This is a genomic window from Anoxybacillus pushchinoensis (assembly GCF_900111795.1).
GTDB classification, from domain to species: domain Bacteria; phylum Bacillota; class Bacilli; order Bacillales; family Anoxybacillaceae; genus Anoxybacillus; species Anoxybacillus pushchinoensis.
Window position 1 is genome coordinate 1 of the sequence record NZ_FOJQ01000017.1, and the last position, 22,237, is coordinate 22,237.

Here is a 22,237-nt window from a genome sequence, read left to right on the forward strand (position 1 = left end):
CAGATGGTTGACGAGAAGAACGTGTGTTGGCAAAACGGTCAGAAGATGGGGGCAAATGGCTATTGGAGCTGTTTTTTTTCGTGCGTGCTTCCAGCTCTTGAACGCGATACTTGAGTTGTTCATTTTCTTTGCGTAGCTGTTTGTTTTCGTGACGCAAATGTTCATTTTCTTGAACGAGTTGATGAATGAGCTGTTTTTGTTGTTGAACTTTGCCGATTAAGCTCTCAACTGTAAATACAGCTTGTTGTACCGTCAACATGCGATTCACCTCCTTGTCTATCAGTATTCACATCATAGACAAGGAAAGAAGAAAATATTCAGCTCACTTTATGATGTGGCTGAATAGTTACAAACGATTTATTCGTAACGAAAAAGGTTTAACGTTAATTGAGTTGTTAGCAGTTATCGTTATTTTAGGAATTATCGCTGCCATTGCAATTCCGAGTATTGGGGGAATTATAAACAAGTCAAAAGATGACGCAAAAATTGCTGAGGGAATTCAAATTATTAATGCTGCTAAACTTTATATGACTGCTAATACACCTAGTTCTTTTCCAGCAACATTGACTGAGGACGATTTAAATTCCTATTTAGACAACGTCAAAGATGATGATTATGAAGTGGAGGTCAGTCAAGATGGAGAAGGGAAGTATTCATATATTCTTAAAAACCACGATGCAAATGATGTTCTTGATAAAGATGAACTAACTGAGGGTGAGTTGCAAAATAAAAGAAAAAATGAATAAAATCTTTTTAGCTTAGAGTGATCGCATATGTTGTTCTTTATTTCCTTCCTCCTCGGTCTTCTTCTCGGTTCTTTTTATAACGTTGTCGGGTTAAGGGTGCCGAAAGCGGAGTCGATTGTTGCGCCACGTTCGCATTGTCCGTCTTGTAAGCGAACGTTGACGGCGACGGAGTTAATTCCGGTCGTTTCGTATGTGTTACAAAAAGGGAAATGTCGCGCATGTTCGGCGCGCATTTCCTTTGTTTACCCATTCGTTGAGCTGTCTACGGCGATGTTGTTTGCGCTTGCCCCACTTTTTGTCGGTTGGTCAGCGGAAGTCGTCGTTAGTTGGACGCTCATTTCTTTATTTGCTATCGTTTTCGTTTCAGATGTGCATTATATGGTCATTCCAAATCGTATTTTGTTGTTTTTTGCCCCACTTCTTCTTATTGAGCGTCTATGGTTTGCGCCGCTTACTCCGTGGTGGGATAGTTTGCTAGGCAGCATCGTTGGATTTTTAATGTTATTTATTATCGCGCTCATAAGTAAAGGCGGGATGGGTGGAGGCGACATTAAGCTATTTGCTGTCATCGGCTTAGTGCTTGGAGCGAAATTAACGGTTGTTGCGTTCTTTTTATCGACGCTCGTCGGGACAATATTTGGGCTTGTCGGCATGGCGATTGGGCGTGTAAAACGTGGCGAACCGATGCCGTTTGGCCCGGCGATTGCTGTTGGAACAATGATCGCTTACTTTTTTGGTGAAGCAATGATCGAGGCATACGTCAATGTTATGATGTAAGGAGAACGAGCTTATGCGGCTTTTTTCAATAAAAAATAAAATAGGCAATATCGTTATAAAAGATCATGTCATTCGCTACGTTGAACTGAAACAAAAGCAACCGCTCGTCTTGCATATGTGCGAGGAATGGCCGCTTCCAGAAGGGATTGTGCGCGACGGAAAAATTGTTAATGAAGAACAGCTTACCGAAGTGTTAGAACAATGCGTGGACGAATGGAAAATAAAACATCGCCGCGTTCGTTTTCTCGTTCCTGATCCGCTCGTCGTCATTCGAAAAATATCGTTGCCAAAAGACGTGGACGTCGAAGATATACGCAGTTATTTATTTATGGAAATTAGCGCTACCATTCCACTTCCGTTTGAAGATGCGGTATTTGATTATGTGGTGCTTGAGAAAACGGAAGAAGCGCTCCACGTTTTATTATTTGCAGCTCCAGAAGCGCACGTTTTGCAATATGCTGAACTGTTCGAGATCGTTTACAGGATATGAAGAATGGACGACAGTGATGGATGAAGTGCCAGAGCTTTCTTATTCCTTGACTGTATCAACATTTTATGCACCAGAATTGCGCCAATGGATTGAGCAATTGCCACCACTTGATTTACCGCAACCGAGCGAAAAGCGCAATCCGTTTCCTTCACTAACGGAACAATAAAGGGGGCGGTCGAATGCAAGATGAGCGGGGAATGACGTTAATCGAACTGTTAGCTGTCGTTGTGATTTTGAGTATTTTAATGATGATTGCGACCATTTCTGTCATTGAGGTAATAAAAAAGTCGCGCGATCGGGCGTTTGTTGCGACAGCTTATACGCTCTATGAAGCAGCACGGCTTCACGTTGGTGCGCAAAAAGTAGAGTTTTTAACGCCAAATGAAAGCGAGATATTGACGTATGAACAATTAGTCGCTGATGGGGTTCTTGAAGGAATTATCGATCCATACACATCGAAACGTTTGCCGCCAAATGATGATTCATACGTCATTGTGACAAAACAAAGTGACGGTACGATCACATATGCCGTTTGTTTAAAAGGGGAAACGAAGCAAATTTGTAAACAAAACGGCGTGCCTGTCGATCAATTGTCTGTCAATGATATTCAAGACAAGTAGTGCGAAATTTGACGAAAACCTTCCGCAACGAGACGACAAATGTCTCGTTTTTTTTTTCTTTTTTTATGTTACGATGGGCGAAGAATGACAGCGGGAGGGGAAAAAGATGGACAAGCCAGCGAAAAAAGCGATTGTGATTAAAGTGAACGGAAAAGAACAACCGTATACGACGGAAACGAGCACGTTATTAGAATGGTCAAGTGACGACAGCGATGAACGATATGAAAAACAAAATGATTCGCTCCAATTTGAAACGGATAGTAAACGATATAAAAAACGATCGCCTTGGCGCTCCTTTCTGTTCGCGATTGCTTTAGCAGTCGTTCTTGGGACAAGCTTTGGCTTCCTTGTGTTAACAATTATTCCGACAGCAGAGAAGACAGCATCGCCAGCGACGTTGCAACAAGAACAAAAAGAAGAAGCCCCGATTGCGCAACGAACCGAGACGGTTTTTGTCATTCAAGGAGGAGTGTTTCAAGATGAAAAAGCAGCGAATGTATATGTACAAAAAATAAAGGCACAACAACGTCCGAGCGTCATGATTGGAAAACAGCCTGTTTATGTATTTTTAGGCATGGCATTGACAAAAGAGGAGGCAAAGCAAATCGCAAGTTTATATGAACCGCTCGGCATTGACACGTACGTGAAATCGTGGAATGTATCTATTGATGAAAAAGAAAAAGAAGCGTTTTTTACCATCGTTTCTTTTATTAGCAAGTTGCTAGCTGGGCAACAACTTGTTAATGAACAGTGGAAACAGCTACAGTCGTATTCGTTTCATAACGAACATATGAAAAAAGCGTATAAAGCGCTTCAAACTTTTCAACAAACAAACGACAACGCCCAACTATGGAAAGCACAACAACATATATTAAACGTTTTACAATAAGAAGCGCACTGCTTCTTTTTTTGTGTCGAACCATTGTTTATTGTGTATAAATTTGGTACGATACAAGTGTATCTTCCTTGAAACAAACGCTCATGACAGAAAGGTGATGACGATGCAACTTGTGTTAGCTTCTAGTTCTCCTCGTCGAAAACAACTACTTCGTATGCTTGGACTTCCGTTTGACATCCTCGTCAGCGATGTCGATGAATCATTCGACGACAACTTATCCCCAAGTGAAATTGTGCAGCAGCTTGCGCATAAAAAAGCGTATGCGGTATGGCAACAAGTAAGCGATGCGTGCGTCATCGGTGCTGATACGATCGTTGTATGCGAGGGAGATGTGCTTGGAAAGCCAGCGAGCGAACAAGACGCCTTTCGCATGTTAAAACGTTTATCAGGGAAGACGCATGAAGTGTGGACAGGGGTGGCGATTTGTACGACAAATACATGCGTCACATTTGCTGAGAAGACGGACGTTACATTTTGGCCGCTTTCAGATGAAGACATTTGGGCATATATTGCGACGAAAGAGCCGCTTGATAAAGCGGGGGCATATGGCATTCAACAACGTGGAGCGCTTTTTGTTCAAAAAATCGATGGCGATTATTTTTCTGTTGTTGGTTTGCCGATCGCTAAACTTGCTCGCGAATTAAAAAAATTCGGATTTTGTCCATTTCGTTAAAAAAAGGTTAAAATAGAGGGGGGAACGTATGCTTATTCGTCATGTTCCGCCCGATGAACGCCCGCGTGAACGCTTGCTTTCTGAAGGACCGCAAAGCTTATCAAATCAAGAACTGTTAGCCATTTTGCTTCGCACGGGGACAAAGCAATATTCCGTTCTCACGCTTGCACAACATTTACTCACCCATTTCGAAGGACTTCGTCAGCTAAAAGATGCGACTATCGAAGAAATGACAAGCATTAAAGGAATTGGAAAAACAAAAGCTATTCAAATTATTGCAGCGCTTGAACTCGGTCGGCGCGTACACCAAATGCAATATGACGATCGTTACGTCATTCGCTCTCCAGAAGATGGTGCGCGATACGTCATGGAAGATATGCGTTTTTTAAGTCAAGAACATTTCGTTGTGTTATATTTAAATACGAAAAATCAAGTGATGCATAAAAAAACAGTATTTATTGGCAGTTTAAATGCGTCGATTGTTCATCCGCGCGAAGTATATAAAGAGGCGATAAAACGTTCGGCAGCATCGATTATTTGCATTCATAATCATCCGTCAGGAGATCCAACACCGAGCCGGGAAGATATTGAAGTGACGCGCAGGCTCGTGGAATGTGGTCGTCTCGTCGGTATTGAGCTACTCGACCATTTAATCATTGGTGATAAAACGTATGTTAGCTTAAAAGAAAAAGGATATGTGTAAATCATTCTCTTTTTATCACAATTGCGTTATAATAAATTGTCATGAGTTTTTGAAAGCATTTTGTTTCAGAAAGGAAGATACGAACATGTTTGGCATTGGATCAAAAGATCTCGGAATAGATTTAGGTACGGCGAATACGCTTGTTTATGTGAAAGGAAAAGGAATTGTGTTGCGCGAGCCTTCTGTCGTTGCGCTACAAAAAGATACGAAGCAAATTGTTGCGGTCGGTAATGAAGCAAAACAAATGATCGGGCGCACGCCAGGAAACGTAGTTGCGCTTCGTCCGATGAAAGATGGAGTAATCGCTGATTATGAAACGACAGCTATTATGATGAAGTATTACATTAAGCAAGCGACGAAAAATAGTGGCTTGTTTGCTGGAAAGCCATATGTTATGGTTTGCGTTCCATCGGGGATCACCGCAGTAGAAGAGCGTGCCGTGATTGATGCGACGAGACAAGCTGGGGCTCGCGATGCTTACACAATTGAAGAGCCGTTTGCCGCGGCAATCGGTGCGAACTTACCTGTATGGGAGCCGACAGGAAGCATGGTCGTCGATATTGGGGGTGGCACAACGGAAGTCGCTGTCATTTCTTTAGGTGGCATTGTAACGAGTCAATCCATCCGTGTCGCTGGCGATGAAATGGATGAGGCAATTATCCAGTATATTCGCAAGACGTACAATTTAATGATCGGGGAGCGCACAGCGGAAGCGATTAAAGTCGAAATTGGCTCAGCAGGCAATCCGGAAGGAATCGGAAGCATGGAAATTCGCGGTCGAGATTTATTAACAGGGTTGCCAAAAACGATTGAAATTCATGCGGAAGAAATTGCAGAAGCATTGCGTGATACAGTATATGCCATCGTTGATTCCGTGAAAAATACGCTTGAAAAAACGCCGCCGGAGCTTGCAGCCGATATTATGGATCGCGGAATCGTTTTAACTGGTGGAGGAGCGTTGTTGCGCAACTTAGATAAAGTTATTAGCCAAGAAACGAACATGCCGGTCATTATTGCCGAAAACCCGCTCGACTGCGTTGCGATTGGTACAGGAAAAGCGCTTGATCATATTCATTTATTTAAAAATAAAGCGCGAGACCATCGCTAATGCATAAGAAGGTGTTTTTATGCCGAAGTTTTTCTTAAATAAACGGCTGATCATATTGCTTGTGAGCCTCATGGTTCTCGTTGCTCTCATCGGATTTTCGTTGAAAGACCGAAGCGAGTTGACATGGATGGAAAAGTTCGTGAAAGACACCGTTGTTTTCATGCAATCTATCGTGCATAAGCCCGCACAGCTCGTTGCGGGCTTCTTTGAAAATGTGAACGATTTACGCCATACATATGAAGAAAACAAACGGCTAAAGGCTCATCTAGAGCAATACGTTCTTTTACAGTCTGAAGTGGAATCGCTAAAAAAGGAGAACGAACGCTTACGTGAACTGCTTGAAAAAAAAGAAAGCTTGCGCGATTTCTTAGCCATTCAAGCAACAGTTATTGGTCGTAACCCTGATCGTTGGAAAGAAACGTTAATCGTTAATAAAGGATCTCAACATGGCGTCGAGAAAAATATGGCTGTTATTACTCCACAAGGATTGATTGGAAAAGTGCGCAGCGTATCCCCTTTTAGCGCAACGGTGCAACTGCTTAGCGCAAAAGATCGTCAAAATCGCATTTCAGCGTTCATTCAAGGGGATGAAAACGTATTCGGCTTAATTGAGGGGTATGATGAAGAGCGGGAAGCGTTGTTGCTTAAACGCATTCCGTATGATGCAAAAATAAAGAAAGGGCAACGTGTATTTACATCAGGACTTGGCGGGATTTTTCCAAAGGGATTATTTATCGGAGAGGTTGAAGAGGTCGTTGCGGATGAGTACGGGCTTACACAAATTGCCTACGTCAAGCCAGCAGCGAATTTTTATGATATTGACGATGTCATTATTGTGAAACGAAAAATTGATATGGTGCAAGAGGAGGAAGAGCAATGAATCGCTTCTTTCTTTCTTCTCTTGTGACCGTCGTGTTTTTATTTGAAAGCATCATTGTCCAGTTGTTTTCCTACCCGTTATTTGATGTTTATTTGCTCGTCCCGCGCGCCTTGCTCATTGTTCTCGTGTTTATGACGATGTTCGTTGGACAAGCAGAAGGAATGACATATGGTTTTATATTTGGGTTGCTGTATGATGTTGTGTATACGGAAATATTAGGGGCGTACACTTTTGCTTTTCCGCTTATTGCTTATTTAGTTGCGAAGGCGATGAACATTTTGCACAAAAACGCATGGACCGCCTCCTTTTTTTCCATTGTTGCAATCGCGTCTGTAGAATGGTATACGTATGCTATTCAACTCGTGATTAGTGGAACGACGATGTCTGCCCCAACATTTTTCCAAGTGCGCTTTTTGCCAACGTTATTTATTCATACAATTGTTATATTGCTCATTGCTTATCCGTTAAAGCAAACGTTGTTGAAGTGGGGAGAGAAGCAGGACGAATCGTCACCTATGTGAAGGAATACAAAAAAATGCGGAGAACTATTCATTGAGGTGAAAGTCGTGGCTGGCAAAGAAAAGAGACCATATGTGTCGATGAAAGGGACGAAAGAAGGGCTGACGTTGCAACTTGATGATACGTGCGCCTATGATGAATTGTTAAAACAAGTAGACGAATTGTTGACAGGAGCAACTCGCGACGAAGAAGGCCCGCTTGTTGCTGTGCATGTTCATGTCGGCAACCGATATTTGACGCGCGAACAAGAAGAACGTTTGCGCGATGTCATCCGAATGAAAAAAAATTTAATTGTCCACTCGATTATAAGCAATGTCATGACGAAACAAGAAGCGTTAGAATGGAAAAAGAAAAATGAAATCGTATCAGTTGCGAAAATTGTTCGTTCCGGACAAGTGCTTCACGTCGATGGAGACTTACTTTTAATTGGTGATGTGAATCCTGGGGGAACCGTCGTTGCGACAGGAAATATTTTTGTATTAGGGGCGTTGCGCGGCATCGCTCATGCAGGATATGAAGGAAACCGCCAAGCGATCATCGCAGCGTCAATTATGAAACCGACACAATTGCGCATTAGCGATATTATGAATCGAGCGCCAGACTATCGCAGCGAGGAAGGAAATGAAATGGAGTGTGCCTATATTGATGAGCACGATCAAATTGTCGTCGATCGGCTTCAACTATTGATGCATTTACGTCCGAATTTAACTCGTATAGAAGGGAGTTTTTGACAGTGGGAGAAGCGATTGTTGTTACTTCTGGTAAAGGGGGCGTCGGTAAAACAACAACGACAGCCAATCTCGGCACGGCGCTCGCCTTGCTAGGAAAGCGCGTCTGTCTCGTTGATACCGATATCGGGCTACGCAATCTCGATGTCATCATGGGGTTAGAAAATCGTATCATCTATGATCTTGTCGACGTTGTTGAAGGACGTTGCACGATTCAAAAAGCGCTCGTCAAAGATAAACGGTTTGAGGATCGCCTTTATTTATTGCCAGCTGCCCAAACGAGCGATAAGTCCGCTGTAACACCGGAACAAATGAAGGAGCTCATCGACAATTTAAGACAAGATTACGATTATATTTTAATCGATTGTCCAGCAGGCATTGAGCAAGGATATAAAAATGCTGTAGCAGGAGCGGATGAAGCGATCGTCGTCACGACACCGGACATTTCAGCTGTGCGCGATGCGGATCGAATTATTGGATTGCTTGAAAAAGAAGAACATATGAAACGTCCACGTCTAATTATTAACCGCATTCGCAGCCATATGTTGAAAAATCATGATATGTTAGATATTGATGAAATTGTGATGCACTTATCTATTGATTTACTTGGCATTATTGTAGATGATGAACATGTCATTAAAGCGTCAAACAATGGCGAGCCGATCGTTCTCGATCCGAACAGTAAAGCATCTTTAGCGTATCGCAATATCGCCCGTCGCCTCCTCGGTGAATCAGTGCCGCTTATGTCGCTCGATAACGAAGAACAAAAAGGGTTTTTTTCGAAAATTAAAAAATTGTTTAGCGCGCGTTAGCACTTCCGGTTGGGAGTGCTTTTTCTTATTCATATCTTTTCCCTCCTTTCCATACATATAGTACAAATAGGACGAGAGGGGTGGGAATGTGAGCGATCGAATTGAACATATTCGAAAGCGAATAGCCAAGCGAAAAAAAGCGCGTGAACGTTACGTTCAAACGATGTTAACCGATTGGAATGAAGAAGAAAAGTACGGAAATCCAACGGTTGTGACGTATGATAGGGGGCAAGAGCCACCGCTTTTTCGCAAAGACGTATTTTTGTTAAAAAGCTTTCTTGCTATGCTTTTATTTTTTAGCGTTGCCATCTTATTTCAATATGACTCCCCGAAAATTGAAGGCGCGCGCGCATTCGTGAAACGAGCGATGGAAAAAGATTTTCAGTTTGCGACAGTTGCGCAATGGTACGAAAAAAATTTTGGCAAGCCGCTTGCATTTTTTAACGTAAAAAAACAAGAAGATGCAACAGCTGTATATGCGTTTCCTGCTTCAGCACGTGTCGTTGAAACGTTTGAACATAATGGACAAGGTGTAGTCATTGAAACGGATCAGAAGGTCGTGGCGGTGGAAGAAGGAATCGTCATTTTCGCGGGGGTAAAAGAGCCGTACGGAAAAACGGTCATTGTTCAACATGCGGACGGAAGTGAAACGTGGTATGGAAAGTTATCTGCTATTTCGGTAAAGTTGTATGATTTTATTGAAGCTGGCAAAGAAGTCGGGACAGCGGAGACGAGCGATAAAAAAGGGGTATTTTATTTTGCGATCAAACGAGGGGATCATTTCGTCGATCCGGTTCAGGTGATTTCCTTTGAATAAATGGCTCTCTACGTTTATGAACATTCACATCCATCCGCTGTTTTGGTTCATTGCGCTCATTGCAATTATGACAGCGCAATTTCAAACGCTCCTTTTATTGTTTTGGATTGTGCTTTGGCACGAACTTGGACACGTTGTAGCGGCGCACATGTTTTCATGGCGCGTCAAACGTGTCTTACTTTTGCCTTTCGGTGGTGTTGCCGAAATGGATGAGCATGGAAATCGTCCGTTTTACGAAGAGTTGATCGTTACAATTGCAGGTCCGCTCCAACATCTAATCATCTTTTTTATAGCATATATTGCTCATCATGCGAACGTCATATCGAGTGAGATGTACCACCAATTGCTCGAATACAACTTATCCATTTTGCTCATTAATTTATTGCCCATTTGGCCGCTTGATGGGGGGAAGCTCTTTTTTCTTTATCGCACGGCGCGCACATCGTTTCGACGTGCGCATGAGCAAACCATTTATGCTTCTGCCTTTGTTTTAATGATCTGTTTCGTCGTTTTGTTGGTCGTCGCACCGCTGAACGTTAACTTGTGGATCATTGGCTTCTTTTTAGCGTATGCGCTTTGGGGAGAATGGAAGCAACGCACATACGTATGGATTCGCTTTTTACTTGAACGATATTACGGCAAGCGAGTGGAATATGTGACGTTAAAACGTCTCGTCGTCGATGCAAATGATCCGTTATTTCGCGTCCTTCTTTTATTTCATCGCGGAAAAAAACATGCGATTATTGTGAAGAAAAATCATATAGAAATGGAGCTCGATGAAAACGAGTTGTTATACGCTTATTTTCATGAGAAACGAACAAACGAACCGATCGGACATTTGATTCATACGTATTGACAATTGTTTTCTTTTTATGCTATCATCTTCTATGTTGTGTAGCACCCGTGCTACAACCGCTCAGCTAAGGCTTTTTAAGCGTTCGCTTGAACCGCCTCACAGCTGGCGAGTCTGAGTCTAATTTAGGAGGTGCAAATATGTACGCGATTATTGAAACTGGTGGAAAACAAATTAAAGTGCAAGAAGGCCAAGCGATTTACATCGAGAAAATCGATGCAGCAGAAGGTGAAACAGTTACATTCGACAAAGTGCTATTTGTAGGTGGCGAAAACGTAAAAGTTGGTAACCCTACAGTCGCTGGCGCAACAGTAACGGCGAAAGTTGAAAAGCATGGTCGTCAAAAGAAGATCATCGTTTTCAAATATAAGCCAAAGAAAAACTATCGTCGTAAGCAAGGTCATCGCCAACCATACACAAAAGTTGTAATCGAAAAAATTAATGCATAAGGCGTAAGCGATGATTCGTATCACAGTTCATCGAACGGTAGAAGGGACGATTCGTTCCTTTACGATTAGCGGACACGCTCATTTTGCCAAGCGTGGACAAGATATTGTATGTGCAGGTGTATCAGCGATTTCGTTTGGTGCGGTCAATGCGATTATCGCATTGACGAACGTGAAACCGATCATTCAACAAGGAAAAGACGGCTATCTTCATTGTGAACTTCCATCAATCGAAGATACGAAAGCAGCAGATCATGTGCAGATTCTTCTTGAAGGAATGATCGTGTCGCTCCAAACGATTGAGCGTGATTACGGCAAATACGTCAAAATAACGACGAAAACAGTATAGGAGGTGACACGACATGTTACGTTTAGATCTTCAGTTTTTCGCATCGAAAAAAGGAGTAGGTTCAACAAAGAACGGTCGTGATTCAATCGCAAAACGTCTTGGCGCGAAGCGTGCAGACGGTCAATTCGTTACAGGCGGTTCTATTCTTTATCGTCAACGCGGAACAAAAATTTACCCTGGCTTAAACGTAGGACGCGGTGGCGATGACACGCTTTATGCGAAAGTTGACGGCATCGTTCGTTTCGAGCGCATGGGTCGCGATCGTAAAAAAGTGAGCGTATATCCTGTAGTGAAAGAAGCATAAGGAAGTGGAAAACTCTAACCGACTTGGTTAGGGTTTTCTTTTTGTTGGCGTATGTTATAATTATAGTCAAAATGTTTATGGGAGAATGGACCATGGAGAAGCGGTGGACGATTGTGGAGGCATTGCGCCATTCCCGACACGATTGGCTTAATAAAATTCAATTAATTAAAGGGAACTTATCTTTACAACGGCTAGATCGCGTCAATGAAATTATTCAACAAATTATCATGGAAGCGGAAAATGAAGCAAAGTTAACGAATTTACAAACGGAGCAATTCGCTGAACTGCTTATGACGTACCATTGGCAAGCTCGCCGTATTCACCTCGAGTATGAAGTGTTTGGCGAACCGCGCTCGTTACATGCATACGACAATATGCTCGTTACATGGTGTCAACAATTTTTACATATGCTTGAGGAATGTTCCGTCCCGCATGTTGAAAACTATATAACGATTACAATTGACTTAACGGAAAAAGATGTGCGGTTATTTTTTGATTATCGCGGCATGCTTCATGAGCTCGCGAAAGTGAAAACATGGATTCAACAATATAGCGAATACGATGCGCTAGCACTTTGTGAACATGTCGTTCACGAACATGAATTAACAGTATGTGCAATCATTCATCTTTTTGAATAAAGATGGAAAGATCGGAGGAGAAAAAACATGTTTGTTGATCAAGTGAAAATATATGTGAAAGGTGGCGACGGCGGAAACGGAATGGTCGCGTTTCGACGCGAAAAATACGTGCCAAAAGGCGGGCCGGCCGGAGGAGATGGCGGAAAGGGTGGAGACGTCGTCTTCGTTGTTGACGAAGGATTGCGCACGTTAATGGATTTCCGCTATCAACGCCATTTTAAAGCCCCACGCGGTGAACATGGCATGTCGAAAAATCAGCATGGGAAAAATGCAGAAGATTTAATTGTTAAAGTACCGCCTGGAACGGTTGTTATTGATGATGAAACGAAAGAAGTCATCGCTGATTTAACAGAACATGGGCAACGATTCGTCGTGGCTAAAGGTGGGCGCGGTGGACGAGGGAATACCCGATTTGCGACTGCATCAAATCCCGCGCCAGAAATTGCTGAAAATGGCGAGCCAGGTCAAGAGCGTTACGTGACGCTTGAATTAAAATTACTTGCTGATGTAGGGCTTGTCGGGTTCCCGAGCGTTGGTAAATCGACATTGTTATCTGTCGTTTCAGCTGCAAAGCCGAAAATTGCCGATTATCATTTTACGACAATCGTTCCGAACTTAGGCGTTGTACAAACAGAAGATGGACGCAGTTTTGTCATGGCTGACTTGCCAGGTCTTATTGAGGGAGCTCATCAAGGTGTTGGGCTTGGCCACCAGTTTTTACGTCATATTGAACGAACGCGCGTCATCGTTCACGTCATTGATATGGCCGCGATGGAAGGGCGCGATCCGTATGAAGACTATTTAGTTATTAACGAAGAGCTAAAGCAGTATAATTTACGATTAACGGAGCGGCCGCAAATGATTGTTGCGAACAAAATGGATATGCCGAATGCTGAAGAACATTTGCGCCAGTTTAAAGAAAAACTAAACGAAGACGTTCCGATTTTCCCTATTTCAGCAGTCACGCGCCAAGGGGTGCGCGAACTGTTATTCGCGATTGCTGATTTGCTTGAAACGACGCCGGAATTTCCGCTCTATCCGCAAGAGGAAGAAGCGGTTCATCGTGTCGTTTATAAGCTTGAAAAAGAAGAAACGCCGTTTCATATTACGCGTGATGATGATGGAACGTTTATTTTATCAGGTGAAAAAATTGAAAAGCTATTTAAGATGACCGATTTTTCAAGGGAAGAATCAGTACGTCGATTTGCGCGGCAATTGCGCTCGCTCGGAGTGGATGACGCGTTGCGCGCTCGCGGAGCAAAAGACGGCGATATTGTAAAGTTGTTAAATTACGAATTTGAGTTTGTCGATTAATGCGAAAGGGGGCGCTTGTGCGGTGGACAAAAAGTTTTATTTAGTGCGTGAGGACGTATTGCCGGAAGCAATGAAAAAAGTGCTGGCCGCAAAAGAATTAATTGAACGTAAAAAAGTAGATTCTGTCGCTGATGCTGTGCAACTTGTCGATGTTAGCCGAAGCGTGTTTTACAAATATCGTGACGCGGTATTCCCGTTTCATACGATGGTGCGCGAAAAAATCATCACGCTTTTTTTCCATTTGGAAGACCGCTCAGGCACCCTTTCGAAGCTATTAAGCGTCGTCGCTGGAGCAAATTGCAACGTTCTTACGATTCACCAGACGATTCCGCTTCAAGGGCGTGCGAACGTTACGTTATCGATTAGCACGAGCGAGATGACGATGACGATTGACGAGCTACTTTCGCAATTAAAACAACTGCCTTTTGTTGAAAAAGTAGAGATTCTCGGTTCAGGGGCGTAGAGAGGAGAGGAAATGTGAAAATCGGATATTTAGGACCAAAAGGGACGTTTACGCATGCGGCCGTTGAAGCTGTGTTTCCCCACATGGAGAGCATTCCATATCATACGATTCCACAATGTATGGATGCGGTGCGTGACGGTGACGTACCGTTTGCTGTCGTGCCGCTTGAAAACGCACTTGAAGGTTCTGTCAATTTAACGATTGACTATTTAATTCATGAATGCAATTTGCCGATTGTTGGGGAAATTATTGCACCGATCGAGCAACATTTGCTCGTTCATCCGTCTCATTTGGACGATTGGAAGCACATTAAATGTATTTATTCCCATTCACATGCGATTGCACAATGCCATAAATTTTTACATCGCCATTTAAAGCATGCCACGTACGAATACGTCACTTCAACAAGTGCAGCAGCTAAATATGTAAGCGAGCATCCGAAAGAAAATATTGCAGCGATTGGCAATCGACTCGCGGCAAAACAATACGGTTTAGCGATTGCGAAAGAAAACATTCATGATTATGACTACAATCATACACGCTTTATCGTTTTACATCGTGAGCGTTGCACATTGCCTGTGGGAGAGAAAGAGGACGGGTTTAAAACGACATTAATGGTCATGTTGCCAAAAGATCAAGCAGGAGCGCTTCATCAAGTGTTATCGGCGTTTGCTTGGCGAAAGCTCAACTTAACAAAAATTGAGTCAAGACCAGCGAAAACAGGCTTAGGGAACTACTTTTTCATTATTGATATCGATCAAAAAATGGATGACGTTTTAATTCCGGGAGCGATTGCGGAGCTAGAAGCGCTCGGCTGTACGGTGCAAGTGTTAGGAAGTTACCCGTATTATATGGTGAAAAAAACATCCCTCGTGTAAGGGATGTTTTTTTATTCGATTAAAAATCCTGCTTGTTTTAAAGCTGTACATGCTTCATCGAGCTTTTCTACACGATCTGCTTCAAGCGTATGCAAATGAACTCCACCTGTCAGTTGAGATAAGTAGGCAGATTTCGTCTCGTTAATCTTTTGAATAAATTCGTCGACTTCTAACCGATTGCTAACCATAATGGACGCTGTTAAGTCTCCGTATACAGGATGCTCAATTTTTACGTCTTTTACGGTGACACCATGGTCGACGATCGTATATAGTTCATCTTTCGTTTGTTCTGGTGTGTGACAACAAGCGATGATGCGCGTATACGTATGGGCAGAAGAGGGAGACAAATATAAGTATCCTTGGCTTGTTGCGATAATAGGTTCGTTTTTTGCTTTTAACAGCGAAATATCTTGAACAATGACTTGGCGGCTCACATTTGTTTTGTTTGCCAACTCTGTTCCTGTCATCGGGCGTTTTGTTTCTTTCAACCACTGTAAAATAAGTGTTCGTCGTTCTTCCCCTAATAGTTTTCTCTCTTTTTTCATGTTGACATCCTTTCTTTTTGAAGCTGTTCAAGCACAGAAACAACCGTTTCAATCTCCCTTTTTGTTGTATGCACACCAAACGAAAGGCGAACAAACTGTTTCGCTTCATCCGCTTCCTTACCGATTGCGATCATCGTTTTAGACGGCGCTTGCTTTCCGACTTGGCATGCGCTTCCGGTAGAAATAGCAATGCCGTGGCGATTGCAGTGTAACATAACGTATTGCCCCTCAAAGCCGTGAACGAGACAGCCGATGATTTGTGGTAGTTGATCCGTCGGATGTTCAAAGACGGTAATTGTCAACTGCTTTTCATTTATTTGTTCGACAAAATAACGACGCAACTCGCTCATTTTTTGTTGAGTGACTTCCCTCTTTTTCTCGGCTTCCATTGCGGCTGTTGTAAACGAAGCGATGCCAGGTACGTTTACCGTCCCAGGTCGAAAACCTCCTTCATGCGTCGTGTTCGGTAATGACATATGCCAAGGAACGCGCGGATGGATGTAAACAGCACCGACCCCTTTTGGACCATAAATTTTATGGCTAGCGATCGATATGCTGTCAACGTGTAGCTGTTTCACATCTATCGGTATTTTACCAAAAGTTTGTACACAATCGCTATGAAAGACAATTTGTTTTTTCTTTAATAATTCGCCAATTTGTTTTAATGGTTGAATCGTACCAATTTCAGAATTGGCATGTTGAATAGAGACGAGAATGGTGTCGTCCGTCAATGCTTGTTCTAGTGCTTCGACGTTAACTTGTCCGTAGCGATCGACGGGAACGTACGTAATAGAAAATCCTTCTCGTTCAAGCTGTGCGCACACAGCATGAACGGAAGCATGTTCGATGCTTGATGTAACAATGTGCTTTCCTTTATGGCGCTGGGCATAAGCAAGCGAACGAATAGCGAGGACGTTCGCTTCTGTTCCTCCGCTTGTAAAGTATATTCCTTTTTCCTCACCGCCAATGAGCTGAGCTATTTGTTTTCGGCAAATAGTAAGCAACTCATTGGCAGCTGTTCCGACGTCATGTAAACTACTTGCATTTCCGAAATATGTTTTTGCACTTTCTACATAAACTGCTAAAGCTTCTTCGCTCATTGGCGTCGTTGCAGCGTAGTCGAGATAAATCATCACAGTCACCACTTCCAAAAACAAAAGTCTTGTCATCAGTTTAAATATATGTCAATATAGGTGTCAAGACAGTATGAAATGGAGGAGCATCATGCATAAAGCAGATGTGATTATTGTTGGTAGCGGCCTCGCGGCGTTAATGGTTGCCTATCATTTATGTGAGCATAAAAATGTGATTGTTTTCACGAAGTCTAATAAAGAAGTAAGTAACTCTTGGCTGGCTCAAGGAGGGGTGGCTGCGGCCATTCACCCTGCGGATCATTGGTTATCTCATTATGAAGATACGATTACAACGGGATGTGAACATAACGATGATGAAGCGGTACGCATTTTAGTTCAAGAAGGACGAGAGGCGATTGAACAGTTTATGCATCTCGGCTTTTCATTTGATGTTGATGAGCGTGGGGAACTACTTTTTGGGCGTGAAGGCGCGCATCGCATGAGACGTATTTTACATGCCGGGGGTGATGCGACTGGAAAAAAGATGGTGGAATTTTTATTTGAGAAGCTTTCGAGTCGTGTTTTATTTATTGAAAACGATCCGGTCATTGATTTGCTCGTAAACGACGGACGTTGTGTTGGCGTGCGAACAAAAAACGGCCTGTATGTAGCCGAAGCGACAATCGTTGCAACGGGCGGCATTGGACAGTTATATACGTTTACGTCGAATGTGGAAACGGCTACAGGCGATGGAATTGCCATGGCGTATCGGGTCGGCGCTGCCGTGGCTGATATGGAATTTGTACAATTTCATCCGACGATGCTTTATGTAGATGGAAAGGCAGTTGGTCTCATTTCCGAAGCGGTACGCGGTGAAGGAGCGACGTTAGTGACAGACGATGGTCGACACGTCATGGATGGGGTGCACCCACAAAAAGATTTAGCGCCACGTGACATCGTATCGCGAGCGATCGATCGTGAAATGAAAAATGGACATCTCGTTTTTTTAGATATTTCAGCGATTCCGCATTTTTCATCTCGTTTTCCGACGATCACTTCCCTTTGTGAGCGCTATCAAATAAACTGGCGAAGCGGTCTCATTCCTGTTGTGCCAGGTGCTCACTTTTTAATGGGCGGCATCGTTGTGAATGTTGACGGTGAAACGACGTTGCCGGGATTATATGCTGTTGGAGAAGCGGCATGTACAGGTGTGCATGGTGCAAACCGTTTAGCGAGCAATTCGTTGCTTGAAGCGCTCGTTTTCAGCCGGAGAGCAGCACATTGTATCTTGAAAAAAAAAGAGCAGCTTCCCGGCATAAACAAATATGAAGAAACTAGGGAAAACGTATGTATCCCGTTACCAACGAAAGAGCAAATTCAGCAAACGATGACCGAATGCGTTGGCATTGTGCGCAATTATGATCAACTGTTAGAAGCAAAACAATGGTTTGAACAATATTCGCTTTTTGAACTAATCCATTGTGCGCCACCGTACGACGATGAGGAGCGGACGATCGTAAATATGTCGATCGTTGGTTGGCTTGTGACAACTTCCGCTTTACAAAGAAGAGAAAGCCGAGGAGCTCATTATCGAAGCGATGAACCGTTTGAGCGACAGTATTGGGAAAAACGGCGCATCGTGCGCACGAAAACAGAGCATCTCATCAAGGAGGGATTTCGTTGAATGAGGTTAAGCTAACTGAACTACTAAAACAATTTTTCTTAGAGGATATTGGGGATCGCGATATCACGAGCGAGACGATTTTCTCAGCTACAGATACAGGAAGCGCTATGTTTGTCGCAAAAGAGGATGGAATTATCGCGGGTGTATGTGTCATCGAAATCGGATATAAGCTGTTACACGAAGCCATTACATGTGAATTGTATAAGCAAGATGGAGAGCGCGTGAAAAAAGGGGAGACGATTGCGGTCGTTTCTGGTCCGATCGTTCCTATTTTATCCGGGGAGCGTGTGATTTTAAATTTACTTCAGCGAATGAGCGGCATTGCGACATTGACAAATGAGGCTGTGCGCGCATTAAATAGCGATCATACACGCATTTGTGATACACGGAAAACGACTCCAGGGCTTCGCATGTTAGAAAAGTATGCGGTTACGTGCGGAGGTGGGTACAACCATCGTTTCGGCTTATACGATGGGGTAATGATTAAAGATAATCATATTGCGTTTTGCGGTTCTATTGCAAAGGCGGTTGAGCGCGTCCGTTCAAAGCTCGGTCATATGGTAAAAATTGAAGTCGAGACTGAAACGAAGCAACAAGTGATCGAAGCAGTCGAGGCGGGAGCGGATGTCATTATGTTCGATAACCGCACGCCTGATGAAATTCGCGAGTTTGTGCAACTCGTTCCATCATCTATTGTCACGGAGGCGTCAGGCGGTATTACACTTGAAAACATTTCTAATTATCGAGATACAGGGGTTGACTACATTTCGCTAGGTATGTTGACGCATTCGGCGAAAGCGCTAGATATTAGTTTAAACGTGCAGTAGGAGGAATGACGATGAACGTATTACAATTAATGCAACAACATGATGCGATGCCAGAACAATATAAACAGTTGTCTGTCGAAGAGATGGAAAAGCGAGTAGCTGACGTAAAGCAACAGCTCGGTACACGATTATTTATTCCAGGACATCATTATCAAAAAGATGAAGTGATTCAATTTGCCGATGCGACCGGTGATTCATTACAATTAGCACAAGTTGCAGCGAAAAATAAAGATGCTGAATATATCGTATTTTGTGGTGTGCATTTTATGGCGGAGACGGCCGATATTTTAACGAGCGATGAACAAATCGTCATTTTGCCAGATATGCGTGCAGGCTGTTCGATGGCCGATATGGCAGAAATTGAACAAGTCGAACGAGCTTGGCCGCTATTGCAACAACGGTTTGGCGACACGATTTTACCGTTAACGTACGTCAACTCTACTGCTGCCATTAAAGCGTTCGTCGGTTTACACGGCGGCGCAACAGTCACATCATCAAACGCAAAAAAAATGGTCGCATGGGCGTTTACGCAAAAAGAACGTATTTTCTTTTTACCTGATCAACATTTAGGAAGAAATACAGCTTACGACCTCGGCGTCCCACTTGAACAAATGGCCGTATGGGATCCAACAACAAATACACTTGAATATGATGGTGATATGGAGCAAATCAAAGTGATTTTATGGAAAGGTCATTGCTCCGTTCATGAAAACTTTACGGTGAAGCATATCGAACATATTCGAAAAACGAAGCCAGATATGAAAATTATCGTCCATCCTGAATGCAGTTGGGAAGTTGTGCAACAGGCAGATGATGCAGGTTCAACAAAATATATCATTGAAACGATTGCAAACGCGCCGTCAGGGAGCAAATGGGCCATCGGAACTGAAATGAACTTAGTAAATCGCATCATCCAGCAACATCCAGATAAAGAAATTGTGTCATTAAATCCGTATATGTGTCCATGTTTAACGATGAATCGCATTGATTTACCGCATTTACTTTGGGCGCTTGAATCATTGCTTGAAGGAAAAGTCGTCAATCGCATTACTGTGCCAAAAGATGTAGCAGAAGGAGCGATGTTAGCACTTGAACGCATGTTAGCACGTGCATAAATGGATCGGCATTTTTTTGCCGGTCTTTTTTATTTTTATCATAAAAAAAGCTTTCTGTTCATAAGTTATGTTGAAGCCTAGTAGCGACAAGCTGAACATGACATACGTGTCACGTCTGAACATAGGAGGGGGAAACACGTGAAAATTCATATCGTCCAAAAGGGAGATACACTTTGGAAAATTGCGCAAAAATATGGGGTTGATTTCGAAGAATTGAAAAAAATGAATGCCCATTTGAGCGATCCAGACTACATTATGCCGGGCATGAAAATTAAAGTACCGACGCCAGTAACGCCAGTCAAGCCAGCAAAAAAAGAAACACAAAACGTTCAGCAACAACAAGTTTCTGTCGATGTAGATATTCATGTAAATAAAAAGGAACAACCATTACAACAACCGATCAATGTTGAACCAATTGCAAAAGAAGTTCCTATTGTAAAGGAACCGGCGAAGAAAGAGGAGCCGAAACAAGAAATGCCGCTTCTGCCGCCGAAGCCACCAAATATTATGCCAAATATGATGGAACATGATGATGACGTGCAAATGCCACCGTTTCCAGACATTCCACCAATTCCACCAACACAAGCGCCAATGATGGAAGAGCAGCCGCAGGAAGAGCAGCCGCAGCAGCCAATGCAACCACAACCTGTTCCGATGCCGTTACCAATGCCGTGCATCCCTGTTTCTCCAATTATGCCGGGATATGGATTTTATCCATGGTTTCCGCCAATGTATCCAATGATGCCGTGGATATATCCACAAAACATGGCAAACAACGATGATTGCGGATGTGGTGAACCGAAACCGACACCATACATGCCACAAATGCCAACAGATGAATATTCTCAACAGTTGCAACCGATGATGCCGCAGATGCCAACAGGTGCAGGGGAGTATTCACAACAACCGCAACAAGCATCATATCCACAACAAATGTATGGTGAAAACGTGCCGATGATGCCACAGCAAATGTATATGCCACAACCAGCTATGCCATATGGTCCGTACGGATGGCAACAAGGGTGGCAGGGGCAACCGTATGGAATGAATCCATATTTTTCTGTTCCTTATCGTGAAGAAGAAGAGGGGCAATAATGTCGCCTCTTTTTCTTTCTGCTTTTTGTGTGATAAAATGAACATGATGATGCAAAAAAGAAAGGGATGTACATAGATGGAACAAAAAATTGAAAAACTAATTGCATGGCTTCGTGAACGCGTACAGGAAGCAGGGATGAACGGAGCAATCGTCGGCATTAGCGGCGGCATTGATTCAGCGGTCGTTGCCCATTTAATTAAGCGGGCATTTCCTAACAACTCGTTAGGGCTCATTATGCCATGTAAAAGTAACCCAAAAGATAAAGAACATGCATTAAAAGTTGTAGAAAGTTGCGGCATTGATTATCATGTCATCGACTTAACAGAAACACATCGCGTATTATTCGGTGAAATTGAGAAACAACTAAAAGAAAAGGGGCAATGGAACGAGCAAGCTGCGCGCCTTGGTGATGCGAATACACGTGCACGTCTGCGTATGACGACGTTGTATGCGGTCGCAAATAATTATGGTTACCTCGTCGTCGGGACGGATAATGCAGCGGAGTGGCATACAGGCTACTTTACAAAATACGGAGATGGTGGCGTTGATTTAGTCCCACTTGTTCATTTCACAAAAGGAGAAGTGCGTGAAATGGCTCGCATTCTCGGTGTACCTGAAGAAATTATTACGAAAGCCCCTAGCGCAGGTCTTTGGGAAGGACAGACAGACGAAAACGAAATGGGTACAACATACGACATGATTGACAAATATTTAAAAGGTGAGCCAATTCCAGAACGCGACCGCGAAATTATTGAACGGCTTCATGAACGTTCACATCATAAACGGCAGTTAGCGATCGCTCCGCCAAAATTTTAACAGCGATAAAACCTCTTTTTTGCGTCAAGCTAATGATGTAGACGCATCGTCTACAAAAGCAAAAA

General features: G+C 43.1%; 30 protein-coding genes and 1 other annotated feature. Of the genes, 27 read left to right on the forward strand and 3 right to left on the reverse strand.

Going from position 1 to position 22,237, the window contains the following annotated elements; translation table 11 throughout:
* The coding region (locus tag BM213_RS06445; RefSeq protein ID WP_244149203.1) for a DUF6444 domain-containing protein at nucleotides 1-259 on the reverse strand (259 nt) is incomplete at its 3' end.
* Between the two features lie 13 nt (nucleotides 260-272).
* On the opposite strand from BM213_RS06445, the gene BM213_RS06450 reads away from it, so the two are divergent.
* The 22 genes from BM213_RS06450 (at nucleotide 273) to pheA (ending at nucleotide 15,016) form a co-directional block, all read left to right on the forward strand.
* Nucleotides 273-746 (forward strand): prepilin-type N-terminal cleavage/methylation domain-containing protein, encoded by a 474-nt coding sequence (locus tag BM213_RS06450; RefSeq protein ID WP_425265919.1) that lies wholly within the window; start codon nucleotides 273-275, stop codon nucleotides 744-746.
* A gap of 27 nt (nucleotides 747-773) precedes the next feature.
* Nucleotides 774-1,523: a prepilin peptidase gene (locus BM213_RS06455; protein WP_091702161.1), complete on the forward strand. Its 750-nt coding sequence runs from the start codon at nucleotides 774-776 to the stop codon at nucleotides 1,521-1,523.
* Between the two features lie 13 nt (nucleotides 1,524-1,536).
* Nucleotides 1,537-2,013 carry a type IV pilus biogenesis protein PilM gene (pilM, locus tag BM213_RS06460; RefSeq protein ID WP_244149204.1) on the forward strand — a complete coding sequence of 159 codons (477 nt, stop codon included), beginning with the start codon at nucleotides 1,537-1,539 and terminating at the stop codon, nucleotides 2,011-2,013.
* The gene (locus BM213_RS06465; protein ID WP_244149205.1) at nucleotides 1,979-2,179 is read left to right on the forward strand and encodes a hypothetical protein; all 201 of its coding nucleotides are present in this window, start codon (nucleotides 1,979-1,981) and stop codon (nucleotides 2,177-2,179) included. Before pilM ends, BM213_RS06465 begins: the two co-directional genes overlap by 35 nt.
* A 13-nt stretch (nucleotides 2,180-2,192) precedes the next feature.
* The gene (locus BM213_RS06470; protein WP_091702164.1) at nucleotides 2,193-2,633 is read left to right on the forward strand and encodes a type II secretion system protein; all 441 of its coding nucleotides are present in this window, start codon (nucleotides 2,193-2,195) and stop codon (nucleotides 2,631-2,633) included.
* A 106-nt stretch (nucleotides 2,634-2,739) separates the two neighbouring features.
* A complete protein-coding gene (locus BM213_RS06475) occupies nucleotides 2,740-3,522 on the forward strand; it encodes an SPOR domain-containing protein (protein ID WP_091702167.1) in 783 nt (260 codons plus the stop codon).
* Nucleotides 3,523-3,634: 112 nt separating this feature from the next.
* Nucleotides 3,635-4,204 carry a Maf family protein gene (locus tag BM213_RS06480; RefSeq protein WP_091702169.1) on the forward strand — a complete coding sequence of 190 codons (570 nt, stop codon included), beginning with the start codon at nucleotides 3,635-3,637 and terminating at the stop codon, nucleotides 4,202-4,204.
* 28 nt (nucleotides 4,205-4,232) lie between these two features.
* Complete coding sequence (gene radC / locus BM213_RS06485; protein ID WP_091702172.1) at nucleotides 4,233-4,907, forward strand: RadC family protein; 675 nt, start codon at nucleotides 4,233-4,235, stop codon at nucleotides 4,905-4,907.
* A gap of 85 nt (nucleotides 4,908-4,992) precedes the next feature.
* Nucleotides 4,993-6,015 carry a rod shape-determining protein gene (locus tag BM213_RS06490; RefSeq protein WP_003396333.1) on the forward strand — a complete coding sequence of 341 codons (1,023 nt, stop codon included), beginning with the start codon at nucleotides 4,993-4,995 and terminating at the stop codon, nucleotides 6,013-6,015.
* A gap of 19 nt (nucleotides 6,016-6,034) precedes the next feature.
* Complete coding sequence (mreC, locus tag BM213_RS06495; protein ID WP_091702175.1) at nucleotides 6,035-6,895, forward strand: rod shape-determining protein MreC; 861 nt, start codon at nucleotides 6,035-6,037, stop codon at nucleotides 6,893-6,895.
* The gene (mreD, locus tag BM213_RS06500; protein ID WP_091702178.1) at nucleotides 6,892-7,416 is read left to right on the forward strand and encodes a rod shape-determining protein MreD; all 525 of its coding nucleotides are present in this window, start codon (nucleotides 6,892-6,894) and stop codon (nucleotides 7,414-7,416) included. The genes mreC and mreD overlap by 4 nt, the downstream gene beginning before the upstream one ends.
* A gap of 78 nt (nucleotides 7,417-7,494) precedes the next feature.
* The gene (gene minC / locus BM213_RS06505; RefSeq protein WP_241762313.1) at nucleotides 7,495-8,145 is read left to right on the forward strand and encodes a septum site-determining protein MinC; all 651 of its coding nucleotides are present in this window, start codon (nucleotides 7,495-7,497) and stop codon (nucleotides 8,143-8,145) included.
* Nucleotides 8,146-8,147: 2 nt separating this feature from the next.
* Nucleotides 8,148-8,954 carry a septum site-determining protein MinD gene (gene minD, locus BM213_RS06510; protein ID WP_091702180.1) on the forward strand — a complete coding sequence of 269 codons (807 nt, stop codon included), beginning with the start codon at nucleotides 8,148-8,150 and terminating at the stop codon, nucleotides 8,952-8,954.
* An 88-nt stretch (nucleotides 8,955-9,042) separates the two neighbouring features.
* Entirely contained in the window at nucleotides 9,043-9,771 is a 729-nt protein-coding gene (locus tag BM213_RS06515) for a M23 family metallopeptidase (protein WP_091702183.1), read from the forward strand.
* A complete protein-coding gene (locus BM213_RS06520; RefSeq protein ID WP_091702185.1) occupies nucleotides 9,764-10,627 on the forward strand; it encodes a M50 family metallopeptidase in 864 nt (287 codons plus the stop codon). Before BM213_RS06515 ends, BM213_RS06520 begins: the two co-directional genes overlap by 8 nt.
* A gap of 44 nt (nucleotides 10,628-10,671) precedes the next feature.
* Nucleotides 10,672-10,750 (forward strand) — a sequence feature (ribosomal protein L21 leader region).
* Nucleotides 10,751-10,764: 14 nt separating this feature from the next.
* Nucleotides 10,765-11,073 carry a 50S ribosomal protein L21 gene (gene rplU, locus BM213_RS06525; RefSeq protein WP_003396311.1) on the forward strand — a complete coding sequence of 103 codons (309 nt, stop codon included), beginning with the start codon at nucleotides 10,765-10,767 and terminating at the stop codon, nucleotides 11,071-11,073.
* 10 nt (nucleotides 11,074-11,083) lie between these two features.
* Entirely contained in the window at nucleotides 11,084-11,419 is a 336-nt protein-coding gene (locus BM213_RS06530) for a ribosomal-processing cysteine protease Prp (RefSeq protein WP_091702188.1), read from the forward strand.
* Between the two features lie 13 nt (nucleotides 11,420-11,432).
* Nucleotides 11,433-11,723, forward strand: coding sequence for a 50S ribosomal protein L27 (gene rpmA / locus BM213_RS06535; protein WP_003396301.1), 291 nt, complete (start codon nucleotides 11,433-11,435; stop codon nucleotides 11,721-11,723).
* Between the two features lie 92 nt (nucleotides 11,724-11,815).
* A complete protein-coding gene (locus BM213_RS06540; protein ID WP_091702191.1) occupies nucleotides 11,816-12,361 on the forward strand; it encodes a sporulation initiation phosphotransferase B in 546 nt (181 codons plus the stop codon).
* Between the two features lie 27 nt (nucleotides 12,362-12,388).
* Nucleotides 12,389-13,675, forward strand: a complete 1,287-nt coding sequence (gene obgE, locus BM213_RS06545) for a GTPase ObgE (protein WP_091702194.1) — start codon at nucleotides 12,389-12,391, stop codon at nucleotides 13,673-13,675.
* Nucleotides 13,676-13,697: 22 nt separating this feature from the next.
* Nucleotides 13,698-14,138, forward strand: a complete 441-nt coding sequence (locus BM213_RS06550; protein WP_064214457.1) for an ACT domain-containing protein — start codon at nucleotides 13,698-13,700, stop codon at nucleotides 14,136-14,138.
* A 14-nt stretch (nucleotides 14,139-14,152) separates the two neighbouring features.
* Nucleotides 14,153-15,016: a prephenate dehydratase gene (gene pheA / locus BM213_RS06555; RefSeq protein ID WP_091702197.1), complete on the forward strand. Its 864-nt coding sequence runs from the start codon at nucleotides 14,153-14,155 to the stop codon at nucleotides 15,014-15,016.
* 11 nt (nucleotides 15,017-15,027) lie between these two features.
* Here pheA and BM213_RS06560 read toward each other — a convergent pair whose 3' ends face one another.
* Together BM213_RS06560 and BM213_RS06565 are read right to left on the reverse strand one after the other, a co-directional pair.
* Nucleotides 15,028-15,561, reverse strand: coding sequence for a transcription repressor NadR (locus tag BM213_RS06560; RefSeq protein ID WP_091702199.1), 534 nt, complete (start codon nucleotides 15,559-15,561; stop codon nucleotides 15,028-15,030).
* Complete coding sequence (locus tag BM213_RS06565) at nucleotides 15,558-16,694, reverse strand: IscS subfamily cysteine desulfurase (protein ID WP_091702202.1); 1,137 nt, start codon at nucleotides 16,692-16,694, stop codon at nucleotides 15,558-15,560. The genes BM213_RS06560 and BM213_RS06565 overlap by 4 nt, the downstream gene beginning before the upstream one ends.
* 91 nt (nucleotides 16,695-16,785) lie before the next feature.
* Here BM213_RS06565 and nadB point away from each other — a divergent pair, with 91 nt between their 5' ends.
* The 5 genes from nadB (at nucleotide 16,786) to nadE (ending at nucleotide 22,172) form a co-directional block, all read left to right on the forward strand.
* Nucleotides 16,786-18,318 (forward strand): L-aspartate oxidase, encoded by a 1,533-nt coding sequence (nadB, locus tag BM213_RS06570; RefSeq protein ID WP_091702204.1) that lies wholly within the window; start codon nucleotides 16,786-16,788, stop codon nucleotides 18,316-18,318.
* Complete coding sequence (nadC, locus tag BM213_RS06575; protein ID WP_091702207.1) at nucleotides 18,315-19,145, forward strand: carboxylating nicotinate-nucleotide diphosphorylase; 831 nt, start codon at nucleotides 18,315-18,317, stop codon at nucleotides 19,143-19,145. Before nadB ends, nadC begins: the two co-directional genes overlap by 4 nt.
* Before the next feature lie 11 nt (nucleotides 19,146-19,156).
* A complete protein-coding gene (gene nadA / locus BM213_RS06580; protein WP_091702210.1) occupies nucleotides 19,157-20,260 on the forward strand; it encodes a quinolinate synthase NadA in 1,104 nt (367 codons plus the stop codon).
* Nucleotides 20,261-20,398: 138 nt separating this feature from the next.
* Nucleotides 20,399-21,355 (forward strand): LysM peptidoglycan-binding domain-containing protein, encoded by a 957-nt coding sequence (locus BM213_RS15145; protein ID WP_091702213.1) that lies wholly within the window; start codon nucleotides 20,399-20,401, stop codon nucleotides 21,353-21,355.
* A 76-nt stretch (nucleotides 21,356-21,431) separates the two neighbouring features.
* A complete protein-coding gene (gene nadE / locus BM213_RS06590; RefSeq protein WP_091702216.1) occupies nucleotides 21,432-22,172 on the forward strand; it encodes an NAD(+) synthase in 741 nt (246 codons plus the stop codon).
* Nucleotides 22,173-22,237 lie beyond the last annotated feature (65 nt).